Annotated in this window: 16 protein-coding genes, 1 tRNA gene and 1 pseudogene; 10 read left to right on the top strand and 8 right to left on the bottom strand. The window is 73.5% G+C overall.

Annotated elements, in window-relative coordinates:
* Positions 1-19 precede the first annotated feature (19 nt).
* Together ABT041_RS21045 and ABT041_RS21040 are read right to left on the bottom strand one after the other, a co-directional pair.
* The gene (locus tag ABT041_RS21045; RefSeq protein WP_351186545.1) at positions 20-1246 is read right to left on the bottom strand and encodes an FAD-dependent oxidoreductase; all 1227 of its coding nucleotides are present in this window, start codon (positions 1244-1246) and stop codon (positions 20-22) included.
* A gap of 868 nt (positions 1247-2114) precedes the next feature.
* A complete protein-coding gene (locus tag ABT041_RS21040) occupies positions 2115-2732 on the bottom strand; it encodes a TetR family transcriptional regulator (protein ID WP_351186543.1) in 618 nt (205 codons plus the stop codon).
* 434 nt (positions 2733-3166) lie between these two features.
* On the opposite strand from ABT041_RS21040, the gene ABT041_RS21035 reads away from it, so the two are divergent.
* Positions 3167-4405 carry an IS701 family transposase gene (locus ABT041_RS21035; RefSeq protein ID WP_351186541.1) on the top strand — a complete coding sequence of 413 codons (1239 nt, stop codon included), beginning with the start codon at positions 3167-3169 and terminating at the stop codon, positions 4403-4405.
* Positions 4406-4563: 158 nt separating this feature from the next.
* Here ABT041_RS21035 and ABT041_RS21030 read toward each other — a convergent pair whose 3' ends face one another.
* The gene (locus ABT041_RS21030) at positions 4564-5337 is read right to left on the bottom strand and encodes an SDR family NAD(P)-dependent oxidoreductase (protein WP_351186539.1); all 774 of its coding nucleotides are present in this window, start codon (positions 5335-5337) and stop codon (positions 4564-4566) included.
* 50 nt (positions 5338-5387) lie between these two features.
* A complete protein-coding gene (locus tag ABT041_RS21025) occupies positions 5388-6032 on the bottom strand; it encodes a ScbR family autoregulator-binding transcription factor (protein ID WP_351186537.1) in 645 nt (214 codons plus the stop codon).
* Positions 6033-6159: 127 nt separating this feature from the next.
* On the opposite strand from ABT041_RS21025, the gene ABT041_RS21020 reads away from it, so the two are divergent.
* Entirely contained in the window at positions 6160-7095 is a 936-nt protein-coding gene (locus tag ABT041_RS21020) for a ScbA/BarX family gamma-butyrolactone biosynthesis protein (RefSeq protein WP_351186535.1), read from the top strand.
* A 292-nt stretch (positions 7096-7387) separates the two neighbouring features.
* On the opposite strand, the gene ABT041_RS21015 is transcribed toward ABT041_RS21020, so the two are convergent.
* Together ABT041_RS21015 and ABT041_RS21010 are read right to left on the bottom strand one after the other, a co-directional pair.
* A tRNA-Pro gene (locus tag ABT041_RS21015) sits at positions 7388-7461 on the bottom strand.
* 53 nt (positions 7462-7514) lie between these two features.
* Positions 7515-10307 (bottom strand): annotated as a pseudogene (locus ABT041_RS21010) (ATP-binding protein).
* 89 nt (positions 10308-10396) lie between these two features.
* Here ABT041_RS21010 and ABT041_RS21005 point away from each other — a divergent pair.
* Positions 10397-10966, top strand: a complete 570-nt coding sequence (locus tag ABT041_RS21005) for a DUF309 domain-containing protein (RefSeq protein WP_502976565.1) — start codon at positions 10397-10399, stop codon at positions 10964-10966.
* Here the strand turns inward: ABT041_RS21005 and ABT041_RS21000 are convergent.
* Both ABT041_RS21000 and ABT041_RS20995 read right to left on the bottom strand, forming a co-directional pair.
* Positions 10952-11323 carry a DUF488 domain-containing protein gene (locus ABT041_RS21000; RefSeq protein WP_351186533.1) on the bottom strand — a complete coding sequence of 124 codons (372 nt, stop codon included), beginning with the start codon at positions 11321-11323 and terminating at the stop codon, positions 10952-10954. The two genes, ABT041_RS21005 and ABT041_RS21000, sit on opposite strands and share 15 nt — an antisense overlap.
* Before the next feature lie 73 nt (positions 11324-11396).
* Positions 11397-11999 carry a TetR/AcrR family transcriptional regulator gene (locus ABT041_RS20995; RefSeq protein ID WP_351186531.1) on the bottom strand — a complete coding sequence of 201 codons (603 nt, stop codon included), beginning with the start codon at positions 11997-11999 and terminating at the stop codon, positions 11397-11399.
* 201 nt (positions 12000-12200) lie between these two features.
* On the opposite strand from ABT041_RS20995, the gene ABT041_RS20990 reads away from it, so the two are divergent.
* The 7 genes from ABT041_RS20990 (at position 12201) to ABT041_RS20960 (ending at position 22840) form a co-directional block, all read left to right on the top strand.
* The gene (locus tag ABT041_RS20990; protein WP_351186529.1) at positions 12201-13139 is read left to right on the top strand and encodes a phosphatase PAP2 family protein; all 939 of its coding nucleotides are present in this window, start codon (positions 12201-12203) and stop codon (positions 13137-13139) included.
* A complete protein-coding gene (locus ABT041_RS20985; protein WP_351186527.1) occupies positions 13136-14185 on the top strand; it encodes a DMT family transporter in 1050 nt (349 codons plus the stop codon). The genes ABT041_RS20990 and ABT041_RS20985 overlap by 4 nt, the downstream gene beginning before the upstream one ends.
* A gap of 83 nt (positions 14186-14268) precedes the next feature.
* The gene (locus ABT041_RS20980) at positions 14269-15279 is read left to right on the top strand and encodes an SPFH domain-containing protein (protein WP_351186525.1); all 1011 of its coding nucleotides are present in this window, start codon (positions 14269-14271) and stop codon (positions 15277-15279) included.
* Entirely contained in the window at positions 15276-16175 is a 900-nt protein-coding gene (locus ABT041_RS20975; RefSeq protein WP_351186523.1) for an NAD(+)/NADH kinase, read from the top strand. The genes ABT041_RS20980 and ABT041_RS20975 overlap by 4 nt, the downstream gene beginning before the upstream one ends.
* A 363-nt stretch (positions 16176-16538) precedes the next feature.
* Positions 16539-17405, top strand: a complete 867-nt coding sequence (locus ABT041_RS20970) for a GNAT family N-acetyltransferase (protein ID WP_351186521.1) — start codon at positions 16539-16541, stop codon at positions 17403-17405.
* Positions 17406-17829: 424 nt separating this feature from the next.
* Complete coding sequence (locus ABT041_RS20965; protein ID WP_502976564.1) at positions 17830-19596, top strand: S8 family serine peptidase; 1767 nt, start codon at positions 17830-17832, stop codon at positions 19594-19596.
* 202 nt (positions 19597-19798) lie between these two features.
* Complete coding sequence (locus ABT041_RS20960) at positions 19799-22840, top strand: helix-turn-helix transcriptional regulator (protein ID WP_502976563.1); 3042 nt, start codon at positions 19799-19801, stop codon at positions 22838-22840.
* The last annotated feature ends 55 nt before the right edge of the window (positions 22841-22895 follow it).

Below are 22895 nucleotides of genomic sequence, written 5' to 3'. Positions count from 1 at the left end.
GGGTCGGAGCCAACCGGGGCTAGCCGAGGGCGAGCAGTCGCTGGATGGTGTCGGGGTGAAACGATTCTGCGGAGACGCCGTAGGCCCCCTTGAAGGTGGCGAGCCGGGAGCCGGCCAGCGCCGGGTCGGTGGGCCAGGCCTTGGCGTACGCCTTGCGACGGGCGGCGCCTTCGGGGGTGAAGGTCATGTTCATCGCGGTCCGGACGGAGCCCGAGATACGCAGGCGGCGCATCCGCTCCTCGCGTTCGTCGACGTACGGCTTGAGGATCCCCGGCGACCACGTGGTGCTGGACCGCAGCGCCTCCCAGACCAGGCGGGCGTCCCGAAGAGCGATGGACAGGCCCTGGCCGACCACCGGATCGGTCCAGCCGGCCGCGTCGCCGATCAGCACCGCGCCGGGGACGGCGGGGCCGTCCGTCCAGGCGTCGTTCATCGGGTAGAAGGCGCAGGACTCCGAGGGGGTGACCGCGGCGAACATCTCGCTGTCGGGGATGCAGTCGAACTGGAACGCCTTGAGGAAGTCGGCCTGCCGGGTCGGGCCGGAGAAGCGCCCCTTCTGGGCGACGTCGTGCAGCAGGTACAGCCGGGCCTTGGCGCCCGCGCGGGGGAAGACGAAGTAGAGCAGGTCCTTCTCGGTGCCGATCGAGGTGACGTTGGCGGGCCAGTCGTGGAGGTCCTCCACGAGCATGCCGCCGCCCAACGAGTTCGGCGGGGTCTGGGTCAGGGAGATGCCGAGCTGGCGCCGTACGGTCGAGGTGCGGCCGTCCGCTCCGACGACGAGTCGGCATGGCACCTCGTACTCGACGTCGTTGTACTCGTAGCGCACGCTGGGGTGGGACCCGCCCGTCACCGTGACGTCGCCGATCCCCCGCACGACCGTGGCCCCGGCCTCGGCGGCGGCGGTGGCGAGCGCCTCGCACGCCTCGGGGTGACCGACGTCGAGCACGCCGCGGATGCCGGGAAGCATCTCGTCCAGGTGGAGGGCGTTGGCCCAGGCGGTCGCCGGGTCGGTGATCTCGTCGAATCCGACGAAGCGGTCGATGTAGGTGCCCCCCGCGTCGAGCAGCTGCTTCTCCAGGCCGAGTGCGAGAAGTTCGACCACGCCCCAGCAGTTGATCACCTCGCCGCGCACCTTGTCCCGGTAGACGGTCTGCCGTTCCAGGAGCAGGACGTCGTACCCGTCGCCCGCCAGCGCCGCCGCCAGGGCGGATCCGGCTATTCCTCCGCCGATCACCACTGCATCCACACGCTCAACTGTCGCCATGGAATCCTCCACAGAAGCCCTTGCAAGGCATTGCCGTATTGACCACCCCGGAAATGGGCAGCCGGAAGTCCGAGCTGGTCGAATCGATAGAGTTGCCGCGGGGCAGGGAGTGCGGCAATGCAAGAGGGGGTCACTGTCCGAAGAACCCCGGACCCACGCCCGATGGAGCGGAGCAGGCCTGCTGACGGCCTTGCATCTTGGGGCTCTTCCGGTCGCTAGGGGGGAAGCGCCGCCGCTCCGGATCGCCGCGCGGACACTTTCGGTCGCAGATTGAACAACCCTGAGGACCCATGGAAGTCGACGGCACCCGCGCACTGATCACACACGCCGGCTCCGCCTCCCCCACTGGTCCGCCCTTGGTACGAGTGTCGGTTGCGGCATCCACGATCCACGCCGGAGCGGGGAGCGGCAATGCCGACTTGCGAAAATCGCGACCCGACTCGGGCAAAGATGCGAATGTCGCTCCTCCCGCGAAGACCGGGAGCCGGCGGGAGAGCGTTTCTGACGTTCCGTTCTCCGGGTCCCGACTCCCTCGAGAGAGCGAAACCCGGTAGGACGTCGGTCACGACGCACGGGAAACTCGCCGATGCTCAGTGGAAGTTCATCGAGGCGTACCTCCTGATACGGACACGGCTCGCACCCTGAGCGGCTGGGAGAACGGTTCGAGCGCGCGCTCGGACGGTTCCGGTCCGGCGGCCGGACATGCGCGCCGAGTGTCGGCCCGGGTCCGCATCCGCACTCACCCCGCGTCGTCATCGGTCAGGGCGGGAACCGGGACACCTGGGCGGCCCCGCTCTCGCCGGCCGGCGGCACTCGCGGTCTGTCGCCCCCCGTCGCCGAGCGGCCCGCGTCACGAGGGCGCGAGGCTCGACGGACCACAGATGCCTCGCTGGATGATGTCCCACATCTGTCTGATCTCTTCCACCGCGCCCGGTTCGCGCGGCTCCTCGTCGCTCCGCTCACTCGCAGCGCGCGCCCGGTACTCGGCGCCGAGAATCAGAAACCGCGACAGCATCGCCAGATCCTCCGGGCGGACCGCGGCGTGCAGCTGTCCGTCTCGATAGGCCTGACTGAAGAGGTCCTGCACGGCGGTGACCCAGGACGTCGTCCAGGCGAGGTCTCCGTCCGGCCGCTCGCGGCTGAGCCGTGCCGCGGAGCGGACGGCCGGCTCCTCCTCGAGCAGCCGCGCCAGTTCGAGCGTCACGTCGATGGCCCGGTGCAGCGCGGGTGCCGGGCCCGACGGCAGGGCGGCGAGGGCCGCCCTGGTGACGGTCTGGCCCTTCGCCTGCACAGCGGCAGCCAGTTCATCCTTGGTCGAGAAGTGGAACGTCAGGGCGCCCATGGTTATCCCGGCGGCCCGGCAGACCCGGTTCAGTGCGGCGCCGGCGTAGCCGCTCCGGTCGAACTCGGTCGCTGCGGCGTTCACCAGGGCCTGCCGGGTGCGTACCGCCCGTAACTGCCTCGTCATGCATGTCTCCGGTGCGCTGGTTGGTGGTCAACAAGACGGCCCCTTCCGGCGCCGGCAGCGAGTACGGCAGATGCGCGCACCACGCGTACGACAGGCGCCGCGAAGGCGGAGTGCGCCGCTCCGTCCGCCCCGGATCGGTCCGATGGCGGAGCGCCGGACGGCCCTCCACGGGAGCGGAACGTACCTGCGGCCCCCCTTCTGCGGGCGCTGCCGAGGGGCCGACCTCGTTGTCCAGCGGTCGTGGCGGCAAGTGTGACGCCGCAGGTCAGCGGCGACAAGCCCGTCGATCACGGTTGGCCGGTTCACGCAGAGTCAGGTTTTCGGCCCGAAGGCGCGGACTTCAAGGGTGGGTTGGCCGGTTCGCTCCGACAAAAAAATAGCAGCCCCTATTATTCTTTGGTCATCGACCTCTGAGCCGCACCCCGGAGCCCCTCATGATCAACTTCGCGTACGGTGCCGACCGGCTGTCCATCCCGGAAGAAGGGCATCGAGTCGCCGGTTTCGCCGATCAGCTCTTCACGCACTTACCGCGGGCGGACCAGCGCCGCTGGGCCGCCGCGTATCTGCTGGGACTTCTGGCGGTCTCGGGCAGGAAGTCCATGCGCAGCCTGGCTGCCGCCATCACCGACTCCCCCACCGCCTCACAGTCGCTGCACCGCTTCATCAACGCCAGCCCGTGGGACTGGCAGCCGGTCCGGGGCGAGCTGAGGCGCTGGGTCGAACAGCGGACGCGGCCGAAGGCGTGGACCATCGGTGTCGCCGTGGTACCCAAGCGGGGTGACCAGTCGTGCGGGGTGCACCGCAGGTTCGTTCCGGCCCTGGGCCGGACCATCAACTGCCAAGTCGGCATCGGGCAGTTCCTGGCCACGAGCCGCGGCCAGATTCCCGTGGACTGGCGTCTGCACCTGCCGAGCGAATGGAGTGAGGAGAAGCTGCGCCGCCGCACTCGCATTCCCGAGGCCGTCCACCCCCTTCCGGCCTGGGCGCAGGTGCTCGACCTGGCCGACACACTGGCCGCCGACGCGTCCCCGGCCCTGCCGCTCGTGGCGGATCTCCGCGAGTACAAGGAGTCCGACCGGCTCCTCCTGGGGCTGCGGCAGCGCGCCCACGACTTCGTCGTCGCCGTCCCCGACAGCCTGGCCGTCCAGCCTCCCGTGGCGGTCCGCCCCTCCGGTCCGGCCGCCGACGGTTCCGCTTCGCCGATCAGCGCGCGTCGTTTCCTGGAGACAGAAGGTGAACTGCTTCGCTCGGTCCTGGGGACGAGCCACCTTCGCCCCTCAGGCCTGACCCGTGTGGTCACCGGACTGGTGCGCCTACCCCGCGGCCCGCAGCCGCAGCGCTTCTACCGGCTGTTCGCCGAGGTCCCCCGTGAGGGCGAGCAGCCCACCGCACTGTGGCTCACCACCCTCGTTCACCTGTCGATGGAGGAACTTCTGGAGCTGGCGTCCTTGCCGGCCACCACCCCCCGGGCGATGCGCCGTCTGGAGGACGGCTTCGGACTCCAGGACTTCGAAGGCAGGTCCTATCCCGGCTGGCATCGCCATGTGACGCTGGTGTCCGCGGCCTGCGGCTTCCAGGAACTGTCGGAAGTCGATCCGGCCGGCCTTCCCGGCGTCGTTCCCTCCACCCGTCTGATCAGGGCCCCCCGACGGCCGGAGCGGCTTCCGGTCTGACTCCGCGCGGCCCTGCGCGACAGGTCCCGTGGCACAGGTCCTCCTGCGCCACGGGACGGGCGCGCTCGCACACCCCTGGCGCACACCCGACGGGCGCTCCGGCGTCGCGCAGGTCGCCGGGGTTCTCCGGCGCGGCGCGAACCACTGCCCGGCATGGTTCACACCGCGCTCCACCCGCCGTCCACCGCCACCGCCCCGCCCGTGACGAACGACGCCCGGCCACTGCACAGCCACAGCGCGGCCTGCGCGATCTCCTCCGGGTCCGCCAGTCGCTTCTGCACCGCACGTCTGGTCAGACGCTCGACCGCCTCGAAGGTGCCGTCCAGGTACGGTTCCAGCTGATGGGTGCGGGTGGCTCCCACCGTCAGCGCGTTCACCCGGATTCCAGCGGCCCCGTACTCCGCCGCGGCGGCTCGGGTGAGACCGAGGACCGCGTGCTTGGCCGCGACGTACGGGGCCGTGGCGCCTGTCGCCGAATGCCCGGCGACGCTGGATGTGTTGACGATCGCGCCACCGTGCTCCTGGCGCAGCATGACGGGGATCTGCTGGCGCATGCAGTTCCAGACGCCCCGCACATTGACGTCCATGACCGTGTCGTAGGCGTCCTCGTCCAGTTCGTGCAGGACGGGGCCGAAAGCCCCCGCCCCAGCGTTGTTGAAGGCGGCGTCCAGTGCGCCGAACTCCTCGACTGCCCGGGCGACGGCCTCCCCCACCTCTTCGGGGATCCGCACGTCCCCCGGCACGGCCAGCGCCCTCCCCCCGTCTCCGCGGATCGCCTCGGCCAGTTCCCGCAAGGTGTCCTTGCGCCGGGCCATCAGCACGACGGCCGCGCCCTCCCTGGCGAAGAGCTTCGCAGCAGCGGCCCCGATGCCGCTCGACGCTCCAGTGATCATGACTGTGCGATCCTGTAACGCTCCCGTTATGTGTGACATAGCCAGATTCAACGCCATACACAGCGGGCACGGCAGCCCCTATGGGACGATCAGGTTCGATTCACGCCATCCAGAGGGGAACCGTCCTCATCGAAGCGCACCGTCTCGATGACCCTGCGCGCGCACTCCTCGCTGGCGATGAGCGGCAGCAAGAGGACCCACATCTGCCGGATGCGGTCCGGAAGGTCCTTTCGACCACTGTCGAGCTGGGCGTTCATCTGCGCCCCGGTGCAGGCGTTGACCACGAGCTGCGCCAGCGACCGCACCTCCACGTCCGGCCTCAGCTCGCCGTTCTCGGCGGCCTCGTGCAGGAACGGCTGGAGCACGTCCGCCCACTGCCGGTAGGAGTTGCCCTCCTCGTCGCAGACGAAGTACTCCTGATCCATCACCAATCGGGCACCCGCCAGCAGTAAAGGGTTCTCCCTCAACTGCGTCGCCCACGCCACGGTGATGTCCACGACACCCTGCACGCCGGCGGCCGTGGACCCGGTCACCAGCTCCGGCTGGCTCCGGACAATCTCACGGGCGAGCTCCTCCTTCGATTCGAAGTGGAAGTAGAGCGCGCCCAGCGTCAGGTTCGCCCGTCTCGTGATCTTGCTGACGCTCGCCCCGGCGAACCCGAGCTCGGCGAAGACCTCGGCGCCCGCCCTCAGGATGGCCGCTCGCGTCCGAGCACTCCGCTCTTGTTGAGCCATGCACCTGCCTCCCCAGTCTCTCGACAATAAACATAGTCATCTCTATGTTACTGCGCAGGGTTCCATTGCACCGTTGCCTGCAGTAGCCGCCTGCACCCAACTCGCATCGTTCCAGGGGGAACTACCGATGAACATCACAACTGGCTTAATCGCGCCTCTCGAAGGCATCCAGCACGCCCCCAAGACTCTGACCCGCAAGACTGCACCCGGCCAGGCGTTCCTGTCGGGATGGCGCCGCCACGACGACGGCGTCTCCCACACGGTCATCGCCAACTGGCCTGCGCACCATCCCTTCTACACCTCCCACAAAGGGCACTACCACCCGCTCCTCCTCACCGAGACGATCCGCCAGTCCCTCGCCCTGTTGTCGCACGTCGCCCACGACATACCCCTCGACTTCCGCCTGGGCTGGGAGTCCTACGACAGTTCCGTCGTCCCGGCAGCCATGAGGACCCGATCGGCTCCGGCCGCCGTACGCTTGACGGTCACCCACACCGAAGTGGAGCGTCACCGTCTCGGATCCGTCCGCCTCGCCACGCAGATCACGGCGACACGCGACGGAGAACCCCTCGGCATCGCCCGTGTCCGCTACACCGCCCACCCTCCCGCGATATACGACAGACTGCGCGGGGCATACGCGGACGCGCAGACCAGCACGGCACGCGCCCTCCCCCTCGGGCCCGCCCTCGACGACGCCACCCGGGGCCGACAGACCTCGCTGGACGACGCCGTCCTGAGCCCGCTCGGAGAATCGCATCGTTGGCAGCTTCGCGTGAACACCGCCAACCGCTCCTTCTTCGACCACGCACACGACCACATACCGGGGCTGGTATTCCTCGAAGCCGCCGCCCAGGCCGCACAGGCCCTGTCCGGCGCCGCCCAGACCGTCCCCACGGAGTTCGACGCCCGGTTCGTCCGTTACGTCGAGCTGGACTCGCCCTGTTGGGTCGAGGCGACTCCGCTACGCCGCAGCAGGAGCGGAGCCGTACGCACGAAGGTCACCGGGCGCCAGACCGGCAAGGAGGTCTTCTCCGTGCACGTGACCGCCCTCGAGCACGCCTGACACCACGGCCTCGGGGCAGGCCGCGCCCGTACTACCGCCCACGACTCTCGTGAGTCCTGTGATCATGGCGCCGCAACGCCACGATCACGGACTTCGGAGCCGCACCTACGCCGCCGGCCGCCGCGCTCTCGGCGCACCTCAGGCGTGCTCCGCGCGCCGCGGCCCCTGCCGGGCCCGGTCGGGACCGCCCGCCGACGGTCAAGGCGAGTTGGCCCCCAACCGGTCCCCAGAAACGAGTCAGGGGCCGTTTCAGATCTCTCTGAAACGGCCCCTGATCTGCGACTCTTTCGAGTCGGGACGACAGGATTTGAACCTGCGACCCCTTGACCCCCAGTCAAGTGCGCTACCAAGCTGCGCCACGTCCCGATGCGCGTCTCCGCGGGGTTTCTCCCGCGTCGCCGTGCAGGGAAAACATTACCTCACTCCGGAGGGTGGGATGACGCACGGGCTGTCACGGCGTCCGAGGTGAGGAGGTCGGCGCCGCAGGTGGCGGCCAGGGTGGTGGCTTCGGCGAGGGTCGTGGCCGAGCCGGTGGCACGGGCCAGGTCGAGGCGGGCGCGGGCTTCCTCGTAGCGGGACGGCGACGCCGCGAGGTGTTCGACGGCCCGTTCGAGGAGGCGCTGGGACTCCGGCGGGTCGGCGAAGAGGGCCAGGCAGCGGAGGGCCTCACCGAGGGCGGTGTGCGTGCCGAGGCGTTCCGCGTGGGTGAGGGCCTCGCGCGCGATCCCGGCCGCGCGGTCCGGGGCGGTCGGCGCGAGGGCTCGGGCCAGGTCGAGCGGCCAGGGCGCCCAGACGATGTGGTGACGGCCCCGGACGGTCAGGGCCTCCGCCGCGCCCTCCAGGGTGGAGACGGCTTCGTCGACACGGCCTTCGGACAGCAGGAGCCGGCCCAGGACGCTCGGGCCGTCCGGCAGCACGATCGCGCCCGGCCAGGGCGGTCCGAAGGAGTACCGGTCGGCGACGAGGCGGGCCTAGGCGGTACGGCCCCGGGCGACGAGGGTGTCGACGAGGAGGCAGGCGGTGTCCCAGTGGACGGGGAGGCCGTCGCCGACGCGGTCGGCGAGCCGGAGCCCCTCCTCCAGGTGGTGCTGGGCGCGGGGCAGGTTGCCGCGGCGCCGGTGGACCAGGCCCAGGAGGGTGTGGGCGAAGGCGAGGTGGGCGCCGCTCCAGCCGGAGATCTCGAAGGCGCGGACGGCCTCCGTGAAGAGCGCCTCGGCCCGGTCGGGACGGTCGGCGAACGCGTACGCGATGCCGGTGAGGGCCGGGATCTCGAAGCCCCAGACCGGGTCGGTCCAGCTGAGGCCGCGGGCGGGCGCCCCGTCGACGAGGGCGAGGTCGCAGAGCCGTACGACCTCGGCGGCGGGCTCTCCGCGCATCATCGCGTCGAAGCCGCGGACCGTGATGAGGGCCCGCTCGGAGTTGTCGGCTCCGGTGAAGCCTGCGGTGAGCTCGGCGAGGCGGCGGGAGCGGTCGTGGCCGTCGACCTCGGCCGCCTGGAACCCCTCGTACATGAAGTGCGCGGCCTGGAGCCGTCGTCGGCCGGTGCCGGGCGGCGTCCGGCCGTATTCGACGGCGGCGGCCCGCGCGGCCTCGTGGAGTTCGTTGTTGTGGGCGAGGGCCTGGGTGAGCCGGAAGGTCGCGTCGATGCGCAGCTCGTCGTCGAGGCCGGGCAGGTCGAGCGCGGAGCGCAGGTGCCGGACGGTGGCGGCGGGCGCGGTGAGCAGGGAGGCGCAGCCGAGTTCGTAGAGGACCCTGGCGTACGTGTCGGGGCCGGGCGGTTCGATGAGGGCCCGCTCCAGGCAGCGGCGGGCCGCGTCGGGGGCTCCGACGGCGAGGTGTTCGACGGCGGCGGCGCGCAGTCGGCTCACGACGTCCTCGTCGTCGTCCGGGTGGACTTCGAGGAGGTGTCGGGAGACGGCGGCCGGTCCGTGGCCGGCCTGGGTGAGCGCCCAGGCCGCGCGCCCGTGCAGGGCGGTCCGTACGCCCGGGGGCACCGAGCCGTACACGGCGGTGGCGATGAGCGGATGCGCGAACTCCAGGGGCGGGACGGGCACGAGGGCGAGCCCGTTCCGCCCGTTCGCCGGCGCCGTCACGATCCTTGCGCCCCGGAGGAGTTCGGTGTACTCGGCGACCTGCTTTCCGCTCAGGCCGGTGAGGGCTTCGAGGAGCTCGGGCGTGCTGTCCGTGCCGAGGACCGCCGTCGCCCAGGCGAGCTGGGTCGGTCCTGAGCCGAGCTCCTCCAGGCGGGCGACGAGTCCGCCGCCCCTGGTCCCCGCACCGAGGTCGCGGAGGAGGGCCGCGGAGCCGGCGACGGGTTCGAGCATCCGGTCGCGGGCCTTGGCGAGCAGTTCGACCGTCTCGTACGGGTTGCCGGAGGTGACCGTCCACAGTTCGCGGCAGAACGGCTCGTCCGCGTGCCCGCCGAGCACGTCCCGGGCGAGCGCGGCCGTGGCGCCCGACGTGAGGGCGTGCAGGCCCAGGGTGAGGACGGCGCGGTCCGCGAGCGCGGCGAGCGTCGCGTGCCCGCCGGGGCCCTGCGGCTCCCGCACGAAGGGGCGGTGGGCGAGGACGACGAGGACGGGCAGCCGGCGGTCGCGCCGGGTCCGGGTGAACGCGTCGAGCCAGGCCAGGGATTCGGCGTCGGCCCAGTGGACGTCGTCGACGAGCAGCACCGGGGGCCGGTCCCGCAGCCGGTCCGCGAGGCGGTCCAGGAGCCGGGCGAGGCCGATCAGGACGCCCTGCGGGTCGGCGGGCGCGTCCAGGGACGGCGCGGCGAGCCCGAGCGCCGGGGCGAGGAGGTCGAAGTGGTCGCCGAAGAGCTGCCGCACCTCGTCGGCCGCGAAGCCGTCGAGGGCGGGCTGGAGCAGCTGTCGGGTGAGGTGGAAGGGGACGGAGGTCAGGGTCTCGCCGCCCCGGGCGGTCAGGACGGTGCAGCGGTCCCGGGCGGTGCGGTCTATCTCGGCGAGGAGCGCGGTCTTGCCTATGCCCGGCTCGCCCCGGTAGACGAGTATCCCGCCGCGTCCGGGGCCGCCCGCGGCGGCTCCGGCGACGAGTTCGTCGACGGCGTGGGCGGCCGCGGCGAGCTCCGGGCCGCGCTCCAGCAGACCGCCGCGCTCCGCGTCGGACAGGCCCGATGCGAACGGCGTTGCGGGCGGCGACTGTTCGGGATCCGTCGGCACCGGTGACTCACTCCCCACACGAACTGTTGGCATGACGCGTCCGGCACCACCCGCGCGGACCGGAACAGCGCCGGACAGACGAGCCTAGCGCTCGTGATCGTCCGAGGGGCGACAATGGACGGGTGAACCGGACAACGGGTGACGACGACGGCGCGCGCAACGCTTCGGAAGGCGCTTCCGGGGGCTTTTCCGGCGGCTTTCCGGCGGGAGACGGGCGCGGCCGGGATCGTGACGGGGAGGGGCGTGCCCGCAGTGCCCGGCCACGTGACGGGCTCGGTCGTCCGCTGCCGTACGGGGCGGAGGGCGTGCCCCGGCAGCCCGAGGGTGTCGTGCGCGCCCCCGCCGAGACCGTGCGCGAGGCGCAGCGGCTGCTCGACGCCGGGATGCCCTTCCACGCGCACGAGGTCTTCGAGGACGCCTGGAAGTCCGGGCCACCGGCGGAGCGGGACCTGTGGCAGGGGCTCGCACAGCTCGCCGTCGGCCTGACGCACGCGGCCCGCGGCAACACGGCGGGCGGCGCCCGGCTGCTGCGCCGGGGCGCGGACCGCCTCGCCGGCGGGAGCCCGGCCCCCGGTGCGTACGGGATCGACGTCGGCGGACTGGTGGCGTGGGCGCGGGAGTTGGCCGACCGTACGGAGGGCGGGGACGCGCTCGACGCCGCCGCGGAGGCGCCCCGGCTAGGCCTGCTCTAGCGCGCGCCGCAGGACGGACGTGTGGCTCATGGCGGGGTCCTTCGCGGCGGTCAGGAGGGTGACGGTCTCCCGGGCGGCGAGGTCCCTGAGCCGGTCGAGGGCCGCGGCGGCGTCGGGGGCGTCGAGCTCGGCCTCGTAACGGCGGCAGAACTCCTCGTACGCGCCCTCGGCGCCGTGGTACCAGTGGCGGAGTTCGGTCGACGGGGTGAGCGCCTTGGGCCACTCGTCGATGCGGGCGTCCGTCTTCTTGAGACCGCGCGGCCAGAGCCGGTCGACGAGGACGCGTACCCCGTCGTCGGGTGAGGGCTCCTCGTAGACACGGCGGACACGGACTGCGGGGGTGGTGCTTGCGGCCATGCCTCAAGGGTGCGGGACGGCACCGGGTCCGGGCGCCCCCGACGCGCGGGCGACCCGCCGCGCGTGGCCGGGCTCAGCCCTCGACGCCCAGCGCCGGGAGCAGGACCGCGTCCACGAAGGTCCGCATCGTGGAGGCGTCCGCGAAGCGCTCCTCGAAGAGCCGCTCGATGCGGAGCATGCCCATGAAGCAGGGCGCGACGAATCCGATCGCCTGGTTGCCGGCGTCGACCTCGCCGCGCTCGACCGCCCGTGCCACGACCGCGTCGATCGCCGCGACCTCGGGTGCGATCACGGTCTCGCGGAGCGCGGCGCGCAGGTCGGGGTGCTGGATGTAGGCCTGGGCGACGGCCTCCATGAGCTCGGCGTCCCGCTCGCGGCGTGAGGCGGCGACCCGGGCGGCCTCGCGCAGGTCGCCGGCGAGGGTGCCGGTGTCGATGCCGGTGAAGACGGTGCAGCGGCGCTGGGCGAGCGCGGCGGTCACGAGCCGGGGCTTGGTCCCCCACTGGCGGTAGAGCGTGGCCTTGCCGCACTTGGTGCGGGCGGCGACGCCCTCCATGGTCACCGAGTCGTAGCCGCCCTCGCGCAGGAGGCAGAGCACGGCGTCGTAGAGCTCCGTCTCGCGCTCCGGCGTGATCTTGCTGCGACGGGCGGCGGCGGTCGCGGCCTCTGTGGACATCGATCCCTCCCGGACACCTCTGTCTCTGCACATACGAGAGTAGGGGGTGCACAATCGAGACGCAAACGTATCGAGACGCTTGCGTCTCGATGAAATCGGATCTAGGCTCACTCCGTTTGTTGGCGATTTGACGGATTAGAGGGCCGCGCGATGGCTGTCGGGATACGCGGGATACGAGGACCACGTCCTGCAGGACCGGGGATGCCTCCTACCCCCGCACCCGCCGCCCGGGGCGGGACCGGGGAGCCGGAAGCCGCCGCGGAACCGGAACAAGACCCGGAGCCCGAGGCCGATCCCGAGGCCGACCCCGGGCTCGGCTCCGGGGCCAACGCCGGGTTCGAGTCCGGGGGCGGTCCCGAGTCCGGCACCGAGCGCGGAGCCGGGTCCGAATCCGTCAGGCCCCCGCTCCTCCGTGAGCTCCTGCTCGTCACCGCGCTCTTCCTCGTCTACAAGTTCGGCCGGCTCTTCGCGAACGGCCACGAGACCCGCGCCTTCCGCAACGCCGACCGCGTCTGGGACGCCGAGCGCGCACTCCACCTGCCGGGTGAGGGAACGATTCAGCAGCTGCTCCTGCACGGCGAACCGCTGATCCGCGCGGCCAACACGTACTACGCGGCCGTGCACTTCCCGGCCACCGTCGCCTTCCTCGTCTGGCTGTACTGGCGCCGCCCCGCGCACTACCTGTGGTCGCGCCGGGTGCTGGCCCTCACCACCGGCGCCGCGCTCGCACTGCACCTCCTGATGCCGCTGGCCCCGCCCCGGATGCTCGCCGCGTCCGGACTCGTCGACACGGCCCGCGTCTACGGCCCCTCCGTCTACGGCGCGACGCCCGAGGCGGACTCGATGGCGAACCAGTTCGCCGCCATGCCGTCGCTCCACTTCGGCTGGGCCCTGATGGTCGCGATCGGCCTGATCGCCGCCACCCGGTCCCGTTGGCGGGTGCTCTGGCTGCTGCACCCGGCGCTCACCCTGCTCGTCATCGTCGGCACCGCCAACCACTACTGGTTCGACGCGCTCGCCGCCGCCGTCCTCCTCGGCCTCGCGCTGCTCGTCGTCCGCGCCCCCGGCCGCCGGACGGCGCCCCCACCCGTGTCCCGCCCGCTCGGCGCGGCGCCCGTCCCGGTCGGAGCCCTGCGATGAACCCCGCCGCCGGCACCGCACTCGCGGTGCTCCTCTCCCTCGTCTCCGCCGCCGGGTACGCGCTCGCCGCCGTCGCCCAGGCCCGGCTCGCCGCCGCCTCCCCGGCCGCCCCGGACGGGCGCGGCGCGCTGCGCGCCCTGCTCGCGCGCGGCCAGTGGTGGTGGGCGGTCGGCCTCAACGCGGCCGGGGCCCTCGCCCACGTGGCCGCCCTGCACTACGGGCCGCTGACGCTGGTGCAGCCGCTCGGCGCGCTGACGCTCGTGGCGGCGCTCCCGCTGGGCGCGTACTGCGCGCGGCGCCGGGTGACCCGTACCGAGTGGCGCGGGGCCCTGTGGACGCTCGGCGGGCTCGTCGGTCTGGTCGCCGTGACCGGACCCACGGCGCCCGGCGAGGCGCTCAGCCTGCGCGAGTCCCTGATCGTGGCCGCGGCGACCGCGCTCCTGATCGCCGTACTGGCCTCCGGCCGGCTGCACGGGCGCGACCAGCACGGGACCGGCGGCCCGGCCGCGCGCGGACTCGGGCACGCGACGGCCTCCGGGATCGCCTCGGGCGTCGCCTCGGCGCTCACCCAGACGCTCACCGCCGCGCTCGCGCTGGACCTGCCGGGGGCCGAGCCGACCTGGTGGCAGACCGCACTCCTTGCGGTGCTGATATCCGGCTTCGCCAGCGGCGGCCTGCTGCTGTCCCAGGCCGCCTACCGGGGCGGCCTCGCGGCCCCGCTGGCCGTCGTCAACCTCTCGAACCCGGCGGCCGCCGCGGTGATCGGCGTGGCCCTGCTCGGCGAGACGTTCCGGGCGGGCGCCTGGGGCTGGCTGGTCGCGGCGGGCGCGTCGCTGGTGGCGGCACGGGGGGTGGTCCTGCTGACGAAGGGGGGCGGGCAGGAAGCGGCGCCGGTGACGGCGGCGCCCGCGTCCGTACGGGAATCCGTGGTGGTTCCGGCTCCCGCGCCCGAGCCGGTGCGGGAGGCGCGCGCGACGCCGGTCCCCCGCCTGTCCGACCTCACCGCGCCGGAGGCCGAACCGGCGCCCGCTCCCGTCGCGGGCTGAGGCGGCGAAGGACACCCCTATTCGTCACCTTGACGACAAGCCGCGAGACCCCCTAACGTCCATGTGACGACAAGGGGGTTTCCATGGCCGACATCACCCGACGGGCCGGCTGGCGCCATCTGCGCTCCGCGCCCACCGCCCACATCCGCCACCAGCGCCGCGGCAGGCTCGTCCACGACGGCGAAGGGCTCAGCTTCTGGTTCCGGCCGCTCACCGCCGCGCTCTCCGAGGTGCCGGTGAACGACCGCGAGCTCGCGATGGCCTTCCACGCCCGCACCGCGGACTTCCAGGACGTGAGCGTGCAGTCCACCGTCACGTACCGGATCGGCGATCCCGGCGCGGCGGCCACCCGGCTCGACTTCTCCATCGACCCCGACACGGGCGCGTGGCGCGGCACCCCCCTGGAGCAGATCGCCACCCTCCTCACCGAGACCGCCCAGCAGCACGCCCTCGACGTCCTCGCCCGCACCGCGCTCGCCGCCGCGCTCGTCGACGGCGTGGCCGCGGTACGGGACCGCATCGCGGCCGGACTCGCCGCCGAGCCGCGCCTGCCGGACACCGGCATCGAGGTCGTCGCGGTCCGGGTGGTCGCGATCCGCCCCGAACCGGAGGTCGAGCGCGCCCTGCGCACGCCCGCGCGTGAGCAGATCCAGCAGGAGGCCGACCGGGCCACGTACGAGCGCCGCGCGGTCGCCGTCGAGCGGGAACGCGCCATCGCCGAGAACGAGCTCGCCAGCAAGATCGAGCTCGCCCGGCAGGAGGAGCGGCTCGTCGAACAGCGCGGCACCAACGCGCGGCGCGAGGCCGAGGAGAACGCGGCCGCCGACGCGGTACGGGCCGAGGCCGAGGCCGTACGGAAGGTCCGGCTGGCCCGGGCCGAGGCGGAGGCGGCACGGGAGGTCGGCGAGGCGCGCGCCGGGGCGCAGTCCGCGTGGCTGCGGGCGCACGCGGAGACCGACCCGGCGGTCCTGCAGGCCCTGGCCGTGACCCGGGCGGCGGAGAACCTGCCGCGGATCGAGCACCTCACCCTCTCCCCGGACGTGCTGACCGGTCTGCTCGCCAAGCTGGGCGGCGAGGGCGGGGCGCGGCCGTGAGTCTCGCGCCGCGCGCGGTGCTCGTGCACCGGACCACGGAGTACGAGGAGCTGCTCGCCCGGCACGGTACGCACGGGCAGGCCGCGTTCTTCCTCTCCGCGCGCGGCCGCTCGGTCGACGAGGTGCGCGAGCGGCACGAGCGGGCGCGGAGGGCACAGGCCGAGGTGGCGGGGGCGGTTCCGCTGACGTGGCGCCAGACGCGGGTCGAGCGCGCCGACCTGGACCGGTTCCTGTTCGGGCCCGAGGACGTCGTGGTCGTGGTCGGGCAGGACGGGCTCGTCGCCAACGCGGCGAAGTACCTGACCGGTCAGCCCGTCGTCGGCATCGACGCCGACCCCGGGCGCAACCCGGGCGTCCTGGTCCGGCACCGGCCGGACCGGGCGCGGCGTCTCCTTCCGTACGCGGCGGGGGCCGGGGCGGCGGTCGACGAGCTGACGATGGTCGAGGCGGTCACCGACGACGCGCAGCGGCTCCTCGCGCTGAACGAGATCTACGTCGGTCCGCCGGGCCACCAGACCGCCCGCTATTCCCTCGCGCTCGACGGCACGGACGTGCCGCCCGAGGCCCAGGCGTCCTCGGGCGTCCTGGTCGGCACCGGGACGGGGGCCACGGGCTGGCTCCGCTCCCTGTGGGAGCAGCGCTCCAGCACGCTCGCCCTGCCCGCGCCCTCGGACGCGCGGCTCGCCTGGTTCGTCCGCGAGGCCTGGCCGTCGCCGACGACCGGCACGACGCGCGTCGAGGGGCTCCTGGACGCGGGGCGGGGGCTGCGGCTCACGGTCGAGTCGGACCGGCTGGTCGCCTTCGGGGACGGGGTCGAGTCGGACGCGCTGGAACTGACCTGGGGCCAGACGGTCCGCCTGACGGCATCGCGGACCCGCCTCCGCCTGATCCACTGAGCCGCGCGGTCCGCCCCGTTGTGGGCATGCGTTCCGCCGGGGCGGCGCCCACCCCCGTTGTGGGCATGCGTTCCTCCCCCAGACTTCGTCCGGGAGGTGCCCCCAGGGCGGTGGGGGTCCCCCCTGCGGGACGATTGCCCACACGGGGCGTGGGCGACGCCCGCCCGGGAGCGGCGCCCGCAGGGGGGCGGGGGCGCCGTCCAGTCCAGGCGCGGGCGCGTCGGCGGTGACGCGGCCGGAATCGTTCGGCGGTGGACCGGCGGCGCCCGGCCCGGCGTTATGCTCGGGCGCGCTTCGCCCGGGATCCCGCACGCCAACGCACCCCCGCCGGCACCCGCCCTCCCCGCCCGTCGAAGGACCCCCATGACCCCCGCCACCCCCCACCCCCTCACCGTCTCGTCCGCCACCCCCGAGGAGTGGGCGCTCGTGCGGGACTGGGCCGCCGCCGAGGGGTGGAATCCCGGGCTCGCCGACATTCCCGCGTTCTTCGCCCAGGACCCCGACGGCTTCTTCCTCGGCCGGGTCGACGGGGAGCCCGTCTCCGCCATCTCCGTCGTGAACTACGACGACTCCTACTCCTTCCTCGGCTTCTACCTCGTCCGCCCCGAACTCCGCGGCCTCGGCTACGGCCTGGCCACCTGGCAGACCGCGCTCGCCCACGCGGGCGGCCGCGCCGTCGGGCTCGACGGGGTGCCGGACCAGCAGGACAACTACCGCCGCTCCGGCTTCGCCCTGGCCCACCGCACCGCGCGGTACGTGGGCGAGGTCCCCGCCCCCGACCGCCCGGTGGCCGGCCTGGTGGCCGCCGAGGACGTCGACCGGGCCGCCCTCGCCGCGTACGACGGCCTCTGCCACCACGCGGACCGGCCCCGGTTCCTCGACACCTGGCTCAGCACTCCGGGCCATCGGGCGCTGGCCCGGGTCATCGACGGGCGTCTGACCGGGTTTGGCGTGGTTCGTCCCGCCGAGGGCGAGGCACGTGTGGGGCCGCTGTTCGCGGACACCCCGGCCGATGCGGCCGCCCTCCTCGACGGGCTGGCCGCCGCGGCGCGGGAGTTCGGCGCGGACCGGATCGCGGTCGACATGCCGGAGGCGAACCCCGCGGCGGCCCGGCTGGCCCAGGAGCGCGGTCTGGAGCCGACGTTCGAGACCGCCAGGATGTACACGGGCCCGGTCCGGCCGGTCGCCCGCGAGCGCGTGTTCGGCGTCACCACCCTCGAACTCGGCTGACCCGCCATCCCCGCACCCGAAGAGACCCGGTAGGGACAGCACCCGGCCCGCACCCCCTCCCCCTCCCCGGACCCCCGCCACCCCTTGAGGGGTGACAAGGGTTTTCCCCGTATCGGGTTCACCACCCCGTTCCCTACTGTCCTCCCCACCGGCAGATATCATCCCCCGAGCGCACCCTGACAGGTGCATGCGGAGGGTGCTGTCCGCCGGTGGCGGCCTTGACCCGGGCCGTCGCGCCGGTGGCGGCGCACGGGCCCCCCAAGCCCAGGGAACGACGGAAGCGACCCCACTTCGCCCCGTGCGTCCCCGCGCCGCCGCCACTGCTCCGCAGTTACGTCGTACTCGAAAGGGCCACACCTTGAACGGTTCCAGGCGGAGAGTCATATCCGTGGTCGCGAGCGCCGCGATCCTCGGTGCCGCTGCCATGACTTCCGGGGCGTTCGCCGCCGCCCCGGTCGCAGCCACCCCGAAGCCGGCTCCGGCTTCGCAGGCGATGCGGGCGCTTCCCAGCGCCCCCGTCGAGAAGGTGATCGTCACCTACAAGACCCGGACGGCCGAGGCCGGTTCCAACACCGCCGCGAAGAGCGACACGGCCGAGAAGGCCGCGCAGACGGGCGAGAAGCTCTCGTTCGAGCGCCGCCTCGCCGGCGGTGCCGCCCTCGTCAACCTGGGCGGCCAGGCCACCAAGCAGGACGTGGCCGAGGTCATGGACGCCTTCCGCGCCGACCCGGCCGTCGCCTCGGTCGAGCCCGACATCCGCGCCTACGCGATGGCGGTCACCCCGGACGACACCGACTACGCCAAGCAGTGGGACCTCTTCGAGCCCACCGGTGGCATGAACGTTCCTGCGGCCTGGGACAGGACGACCGGCTCCGGCGTCACCGTCGCCGTCATCGACACCGGCTACGCCACCCACTCGGACCTGGCTGCCAACGTCATCCCGGGTTACGACTTCATCACCTCCTCCACCGACGCCCGCGACGGCAACGGCCGCGACGCGGACTCGAAGGACGAGGGCGACTGGAACGCCACCGACGGCGAGTGCGGCACCGGCTCCAAGGCCTCGACCTCCTCCTGGCACGGCACCCACGTGGCCGGCACGATCGCCGCCGTCACGAACAACACCAAGGGCATCGCGGGCATCGCGTACAACGCGAAGATCCAGCCCGTGCGCGTGCTCGGCAAGTGCGGCGGCTCGTCCTCCGACATCGCCGACGCGATCACCTGGGCCTCCGGCGGCACCGTGCCGGGCGTCCCGGCCAACCCGACCCCGGCCAAGGTCATCAACATGAGCCTGGGCGGCGCGAGCTCCACCTGCCCGAGCGTCTACCAGACCGCGATCAACGGCGCCGTCTCGCGCGGCACCACCGTCGTCGTCGCCGCGGGCAACAGCAACGCCAACGCCTCCGGCTTCACCCCCGCGAACTGCTCGGGCGTCATCACCGTCGCGTCGACCAACCGCGCCGGCAGCCGCTCGTACTACTCCAACTACGGCACCATCGTGGACGTGGCGGCGCCCGGCGGCGAGACCCGCAACGCCACCGACACGCCCGGCACCGTCACCACCCCCGAGAACGCGATCTACTCCACGCTGAACTCGGGCACCACGGTCCAGTCGACCGAGACGTACAAGCCCTACCAGGGCACCTCGATGGCCGCGCCGCACATCGCCGGCCTCGCCGCCCTGCTGAAGTCGGCCAAGAGCACCCTCACCCCGGCCGACATCGAGTCCACGATCAAGGCCAACGCCCGTCCGCTGCCCGGCACCTGCACCGGCGGCTGCGGCACCGGCATCGCCGACGCCGCGAAGTCCGTGGACGCGGTCCTCAACACCACCCCGCCGAGCGGCACCGTCTTCACCAACGCGACGGACGTCCAGATCCCGGACAACACCACCGTGTCGTCCTCGATCGCCGTCACCGGCCTCACGGGCAACGCCCCCGCCACCCTCAAGGTCGGCGTGGACATCAAGCACACCTGGCGCGGAGACCTGGTCATCGACCTGGTCGCCCCCGACGGCACGGTGCGCAACCTGAAGGCCTCGTCCTCCTCGGACAGCGCCGACAACGTCCTGGCCACCTACACGGTCGACGCGTCGAGCGAGGTCGCCAACGGCACCTGGAAGCTCCAGGTCCGCGATGTGGCCTCGGGTGACACCGGCTACATCGACTCGTGGAGCCTCACCTTCTGACGCACCGCCCGCACCACCTCTGAACCACCCCCCACATCAGCATCATTGCTGGTCAGCGACGCGCCCGTGGTCTACACCACTGGCGCGTTCTGGCGTTGCGGCGAGGGCGTGGGAGCGCATTCGCGCCAGGCCCCCTGTCCGTATGCCGGACAAGGGGCCTGGACTGTGCCGGTGGGCTCCGTATCCTCTGCGCACGGGGTCCATGGGCCGGACCCCGAGGGGCCGGAGGTGGTGGACAGTGACGACAGCTCCACAGAGCCCTGCCCCGGTGGGCCGCGAGGAACTCCTCACCCGGCTCGAACGGGCCCTTCACACACGGGGCCGCGCCCTGCTCACCGGACCCGCCGGCGTCGGCAAGACCGAGGTCGCCCTCGCCGAGGCGGCCCGTGCGGAGGCGCGCGGCGAGACCGTGCTGTGGCTGGCGACACTGCCGTCCGACCGTGAGATACCCGGGGCCGCCGCCGCGGCGCTCGTGGCCTCGGTGGCGGCGACCGTGACCTGGCCGGGCCTCGGCACCAGCCGTCCCGAACCGCCCGCCCCCGCCCCCACCGTCCCTCCCACCGAGCCGTACGGAGCCGAGCCGGCCGCCGCGGGCGCGCCCGCCGCCGGTCCGCCCGGCCCCGGCGCGCTCACCTCCGGGATCCTCGGCTCCGGCGTGCTGAACTCCGGGATCTTCTCCTCGGGCGTCTTCGACCAGCTGCCGGGACCGCAGCGCACCGCCGTCGCCATGCTCTGCCGCGAGGCGCCGATCGACGCGGGCGGCTGGGACCCGATCGCGCTGCGGCTCGGCATCGCCCGGATCCTGCGCGCCCTGACGTGCCGTGGGCCCGTGCTGCTCGTCGTCGACGGTGTGCAGCACGTCGACGCGGACAGCGCGGACCTGCTCCGGTTCGCCCTCCACCTGGCCCCGCCCTCGCTGCGGGTGGTGGCGGTGGAGACCCCCGAGCCGTACGCCGAGGCCCACGCCCCGTACCGGGAGAGCCACCGGTACGAGGACCCGCACGCCGCGCACCTGTGGGTGCCCTCGGAGGCGGACGTGCTGCGCGTCCCGCCGCTGCACGCCGACGAGATAGCCGAACTCCTCATCCACCACCGGCTGCCCTCCCGGATGGCCGGCCGCATCCACCGCGCCAGCGGCGGCAATCCGCGGCTCGCGCTCGCCGTCGGCCGCTCGCTCGCCGACGCGCGGACCCCGGTGCACCACGCCGAGGCGCTGACGCTCTCGGGGCGCGCCCGCGACCTCGCACGCCAGCTCCTGGGCGCCGCGCCCCCCGCCGTGCGCGAGACGCTGCTGCTCGCGGCGCTCGCGCTGCGTCCCTCGGCGACGCTGGTGCGGCGCGCCGGGCGGCCCACGGCGGAGGCGGACCTCGCGGCGGCCGAGCGGGCCGACCTGGTGTCGCTGTCCGAGGACGGCTTCGTGACCTTCACCGCGGGGCTGCTGCCCTCCACCCTGGTGCACGACGCCTGTTGGGCCGAGCGGAGCGCCGGGCACGCGGCGCTCGCGGAGGTCGTGGACGACCCGGTCGAGGCCGTACGGCACCGGGCGCTGGCCACCGAGCGGCCGGACGAGGAGCTGGCCGCCGAGGTCGCGGCCGCCGCCGATCTGGCCCGGCGGCGCGGGAACAGCGCGCTCGCCGCCGAACTGGCGCTGCTGGCCGCCGAGTCGACGCCGGGACGGCACGGGACCCGGCGGATCGCCCGGCTCGTCGACGCTGCCGAGGAGGCCGCCCGCGCGGCCCGTGCGGACCTCGCGATGCGGGCAGCGACGGATCTGCTCGCCCGGGACGCGGTGCCGTCCGACCGGGTGAGGGCACGGCTGGCCGTGCTCGACACCGCGGGTCAGGGACTCACGGGACTCGACGAGATGTACGTGCACGCCATGGAGGACTCCGAGGGCGACACCGCCCTGCGGGCCGCCGTGCAGCTGCGCCTCGCCGTCAAGTACGTCCTGGCGGACGGCGACCCGGAGCGTTCGCGCACGGCCGCGGTCGAATCGGCGGCGCTGGCCTCCTCGATGGGCGATCCCCGGCTCGCGGCGCAGGCCCTGACGGTGCAGGCGCGGATGGAGCGGGCCCTCGGCTCGCCGGACGCGGAGGCCGTGCTCGCGCAGGCGCGCGGTCTGGAGCTGGCCGAGCGTCCGCTGGGGATCCGCAACGCCGCCCAGATCCTGACGATCCGTCACGCCCTTTTCGACGACCGGCTGAACGACGCGAGGGACGAGCTGAACGCGCTGCTTCCGCTGGTCCAGCGGCGCGGCTCGGTGGAGGACACCATCGAGCTGTTCTCCACGCTGGCCGCGATCGAGTCCCGCAGGGGCGCCTGCGCGGCCGCCCTGTCGCACGCCGGGCAGTCCCTCGCGCTCACCCTGGAGGCGGGGCTCTCCCCCGGCCCCGCCTGGTACACCCTCGCGCTCGCGGAGACCGCCGGCGGCAGCTTCGCGCGGGCGGCGAGCTACGCCCGGCGCAGCGTGCAGGCCTCGGAGGAGGAGGGCGACCGCGTCTTCCTCTCCCGCAGCCGGTACGCGCTCGGACGCGTCCAGCTGATCACCGGCGACATCACGGCCGCCCTGGAGACGCTGCGGCGGGTGCAGGCCGACGAGCGCGCCCAGTCGACGGTGGATCCGTCGATGCTGCGCTGGCACGAGGAGCTGGCCGAGGCGCTGCTCGCGCAGGACGCGGGCGACGAGGCCCTGGCACTCCTGGCGGAGGTGCGGCCGGTGGCGGAGCGGCTGGGCCGGTCGACGGTCCTGCTGGGCTGCGACCGGGCGTACGCGCTGTGCCTGGCGGCCGAGGGGCGGACGGACGAGGCGGCGGAGCTGCTGACCCGTACGGCCGAGAGCTTCGGCCGGGCAGGACTGCCGCTCGAGCGGGGGCGGGCCCTGATCGCCCTGGCGCGGGTCGAGCGGCGCCGCCGTCGCCGGTCGGCGGCGCAGAGCGCCCTGCACGAGGCCGCCTCGGTGTTCGAGCGGGCGGGGGCGGCCCCGTGGCTGGCGCTCGCGAGCGAGACGCCGGCGGGCGAGGCGGCCGGTCCCGGCCCGGGGGGCGAGGAGTCGGTGTCCGCGCTCTCCTCGCTGACGGAGGCGGAGCTGCGCCTGGCCCGGCTGGTGGGCCAGGGCGCCAGCAACCAGGAGGCGGCGGCGAAGCTGTACCTGAGCGTGAAGACGGTGGAGGCGCGGCTGACCCGCATCTACCAGAAACTCGACGTCCGCTCCCGCGCCCAACTGGCCACGGCCCTGCGCCCGTGACGACGCGGGGGCGACGACAGCACGCCGCCCCCGGCACCCCCGGACCCGCACCCCG

The sequence above is a fragment of the Streptomyces sp. NPDC002825 genome, assembly GCF_040295385.1.
Taxonomy (GTDB): Bacteria; Actinomycetota; Actinomycetes; order Streptomycetales; family Streptomycetaceae; genus Streptomyces.
The sequence above is the reverse complement of the archived record's forward strand: the minus strand, read 5'-3'. Positions and strand labels throughout refer to the sequence as shown.

Excerpts from the sequence above, each read along its gene's own strand:
- ABT041_RS21020 (WP_351186535.1), top strand. The coding sequence starts at position 6,160 with ATGAACATCACAACTGGCTTAATCGCGCCTCTCGAAGGCATCCAGCAC.
- ABT041_RS20995 (WP_351186531.1), bottom strand. The coding sequence starts at position 11,999 with ATGTCCACAGAGGCCGCGACCGCCGCCGCCCGTCGCAGCAAGATCACG.
- ABT041_RS21040 (WP_351186543.1), bottom strand. The coding sequence starts at position 2,732 with ATGACGAGGCAGTTACGGGCGGTACGCACCCGGCAGGCCCTGGTGAAC.
- ABT041_RS21000 (WP_351186533.1), bottom strand. The coding sequence starts at position 11,323 with ATGGCCGCAAGCACCACCCCCGCAGTCCGTGTCCGCCGTGTCTACGAG.
- ABT041_RS21025 (WP_351186537.1), bottom strand. The coding sequence starts at position 6,032 with ATGGCTCAACAAGAGCGGAGTGCTCGGACGCGAGCGGCCATCCTGAGG.
- ABT041_RS20960 (WP_502976563.1), top strand. The coding sequence starts at position 19,799 with ATGGGCCGGACCCCGAGGGGCCGGAGGTGGTGGACAGTGACGACAGCT.
- ABT041_RS20965 (WP_502976564.1), top strand. The coding sequence starts at position 17,830 with ATGACTTCCGGGGCGTTCGCCGCCGCCCCGGTCGCAGCCACCCCGAAG.
- ABT041_RS20970 (WP_351186521.1), top strand. The coding sequence starts at position 16,539 with ATGACCCCCGCCACCCCCCACCCCCTCACCGTCTCGTCCGCCACCCCC.
- ABT041_RS21030 (WP_351186539.1), bottom strand. The coding sequence starts at position 5,337 with ATGTCACACATAACGGGAGCGTTACAGGATCGCACAGTCATGATCACT.
- ABT041_RS20980 (WP_351186525.1), top strand. The coding sequence starts at position 14,269 with ATGGCCGACATCACCCGACGGGCCGGCTGGCGCCATCTGCGCTCCGCG.
- ABT041_RS20985 (WP_351186527.1), top strand. The coding sequence starts at position 13,136 with ATGAACCCCGCCGCCGGCACCGCACTCGCGGTGCTCCTCTCCCTCGTC.
- ABT041_RS21035 (WP_351186541.1), top strand. The coding sequence starts at position 3,167 with ATGATCAACTTCGCGTACGGTGCCGACCGGCTGTCCATCCCGGAAGAA.
- ABT041_RS20990 (WP_351186529.1), top strand. The coding sequence starts at position 12,201 with ATGCCTCCTACCCCCGCACCCGCCGCCCGGGGCGGGACCGGGGAGCCG.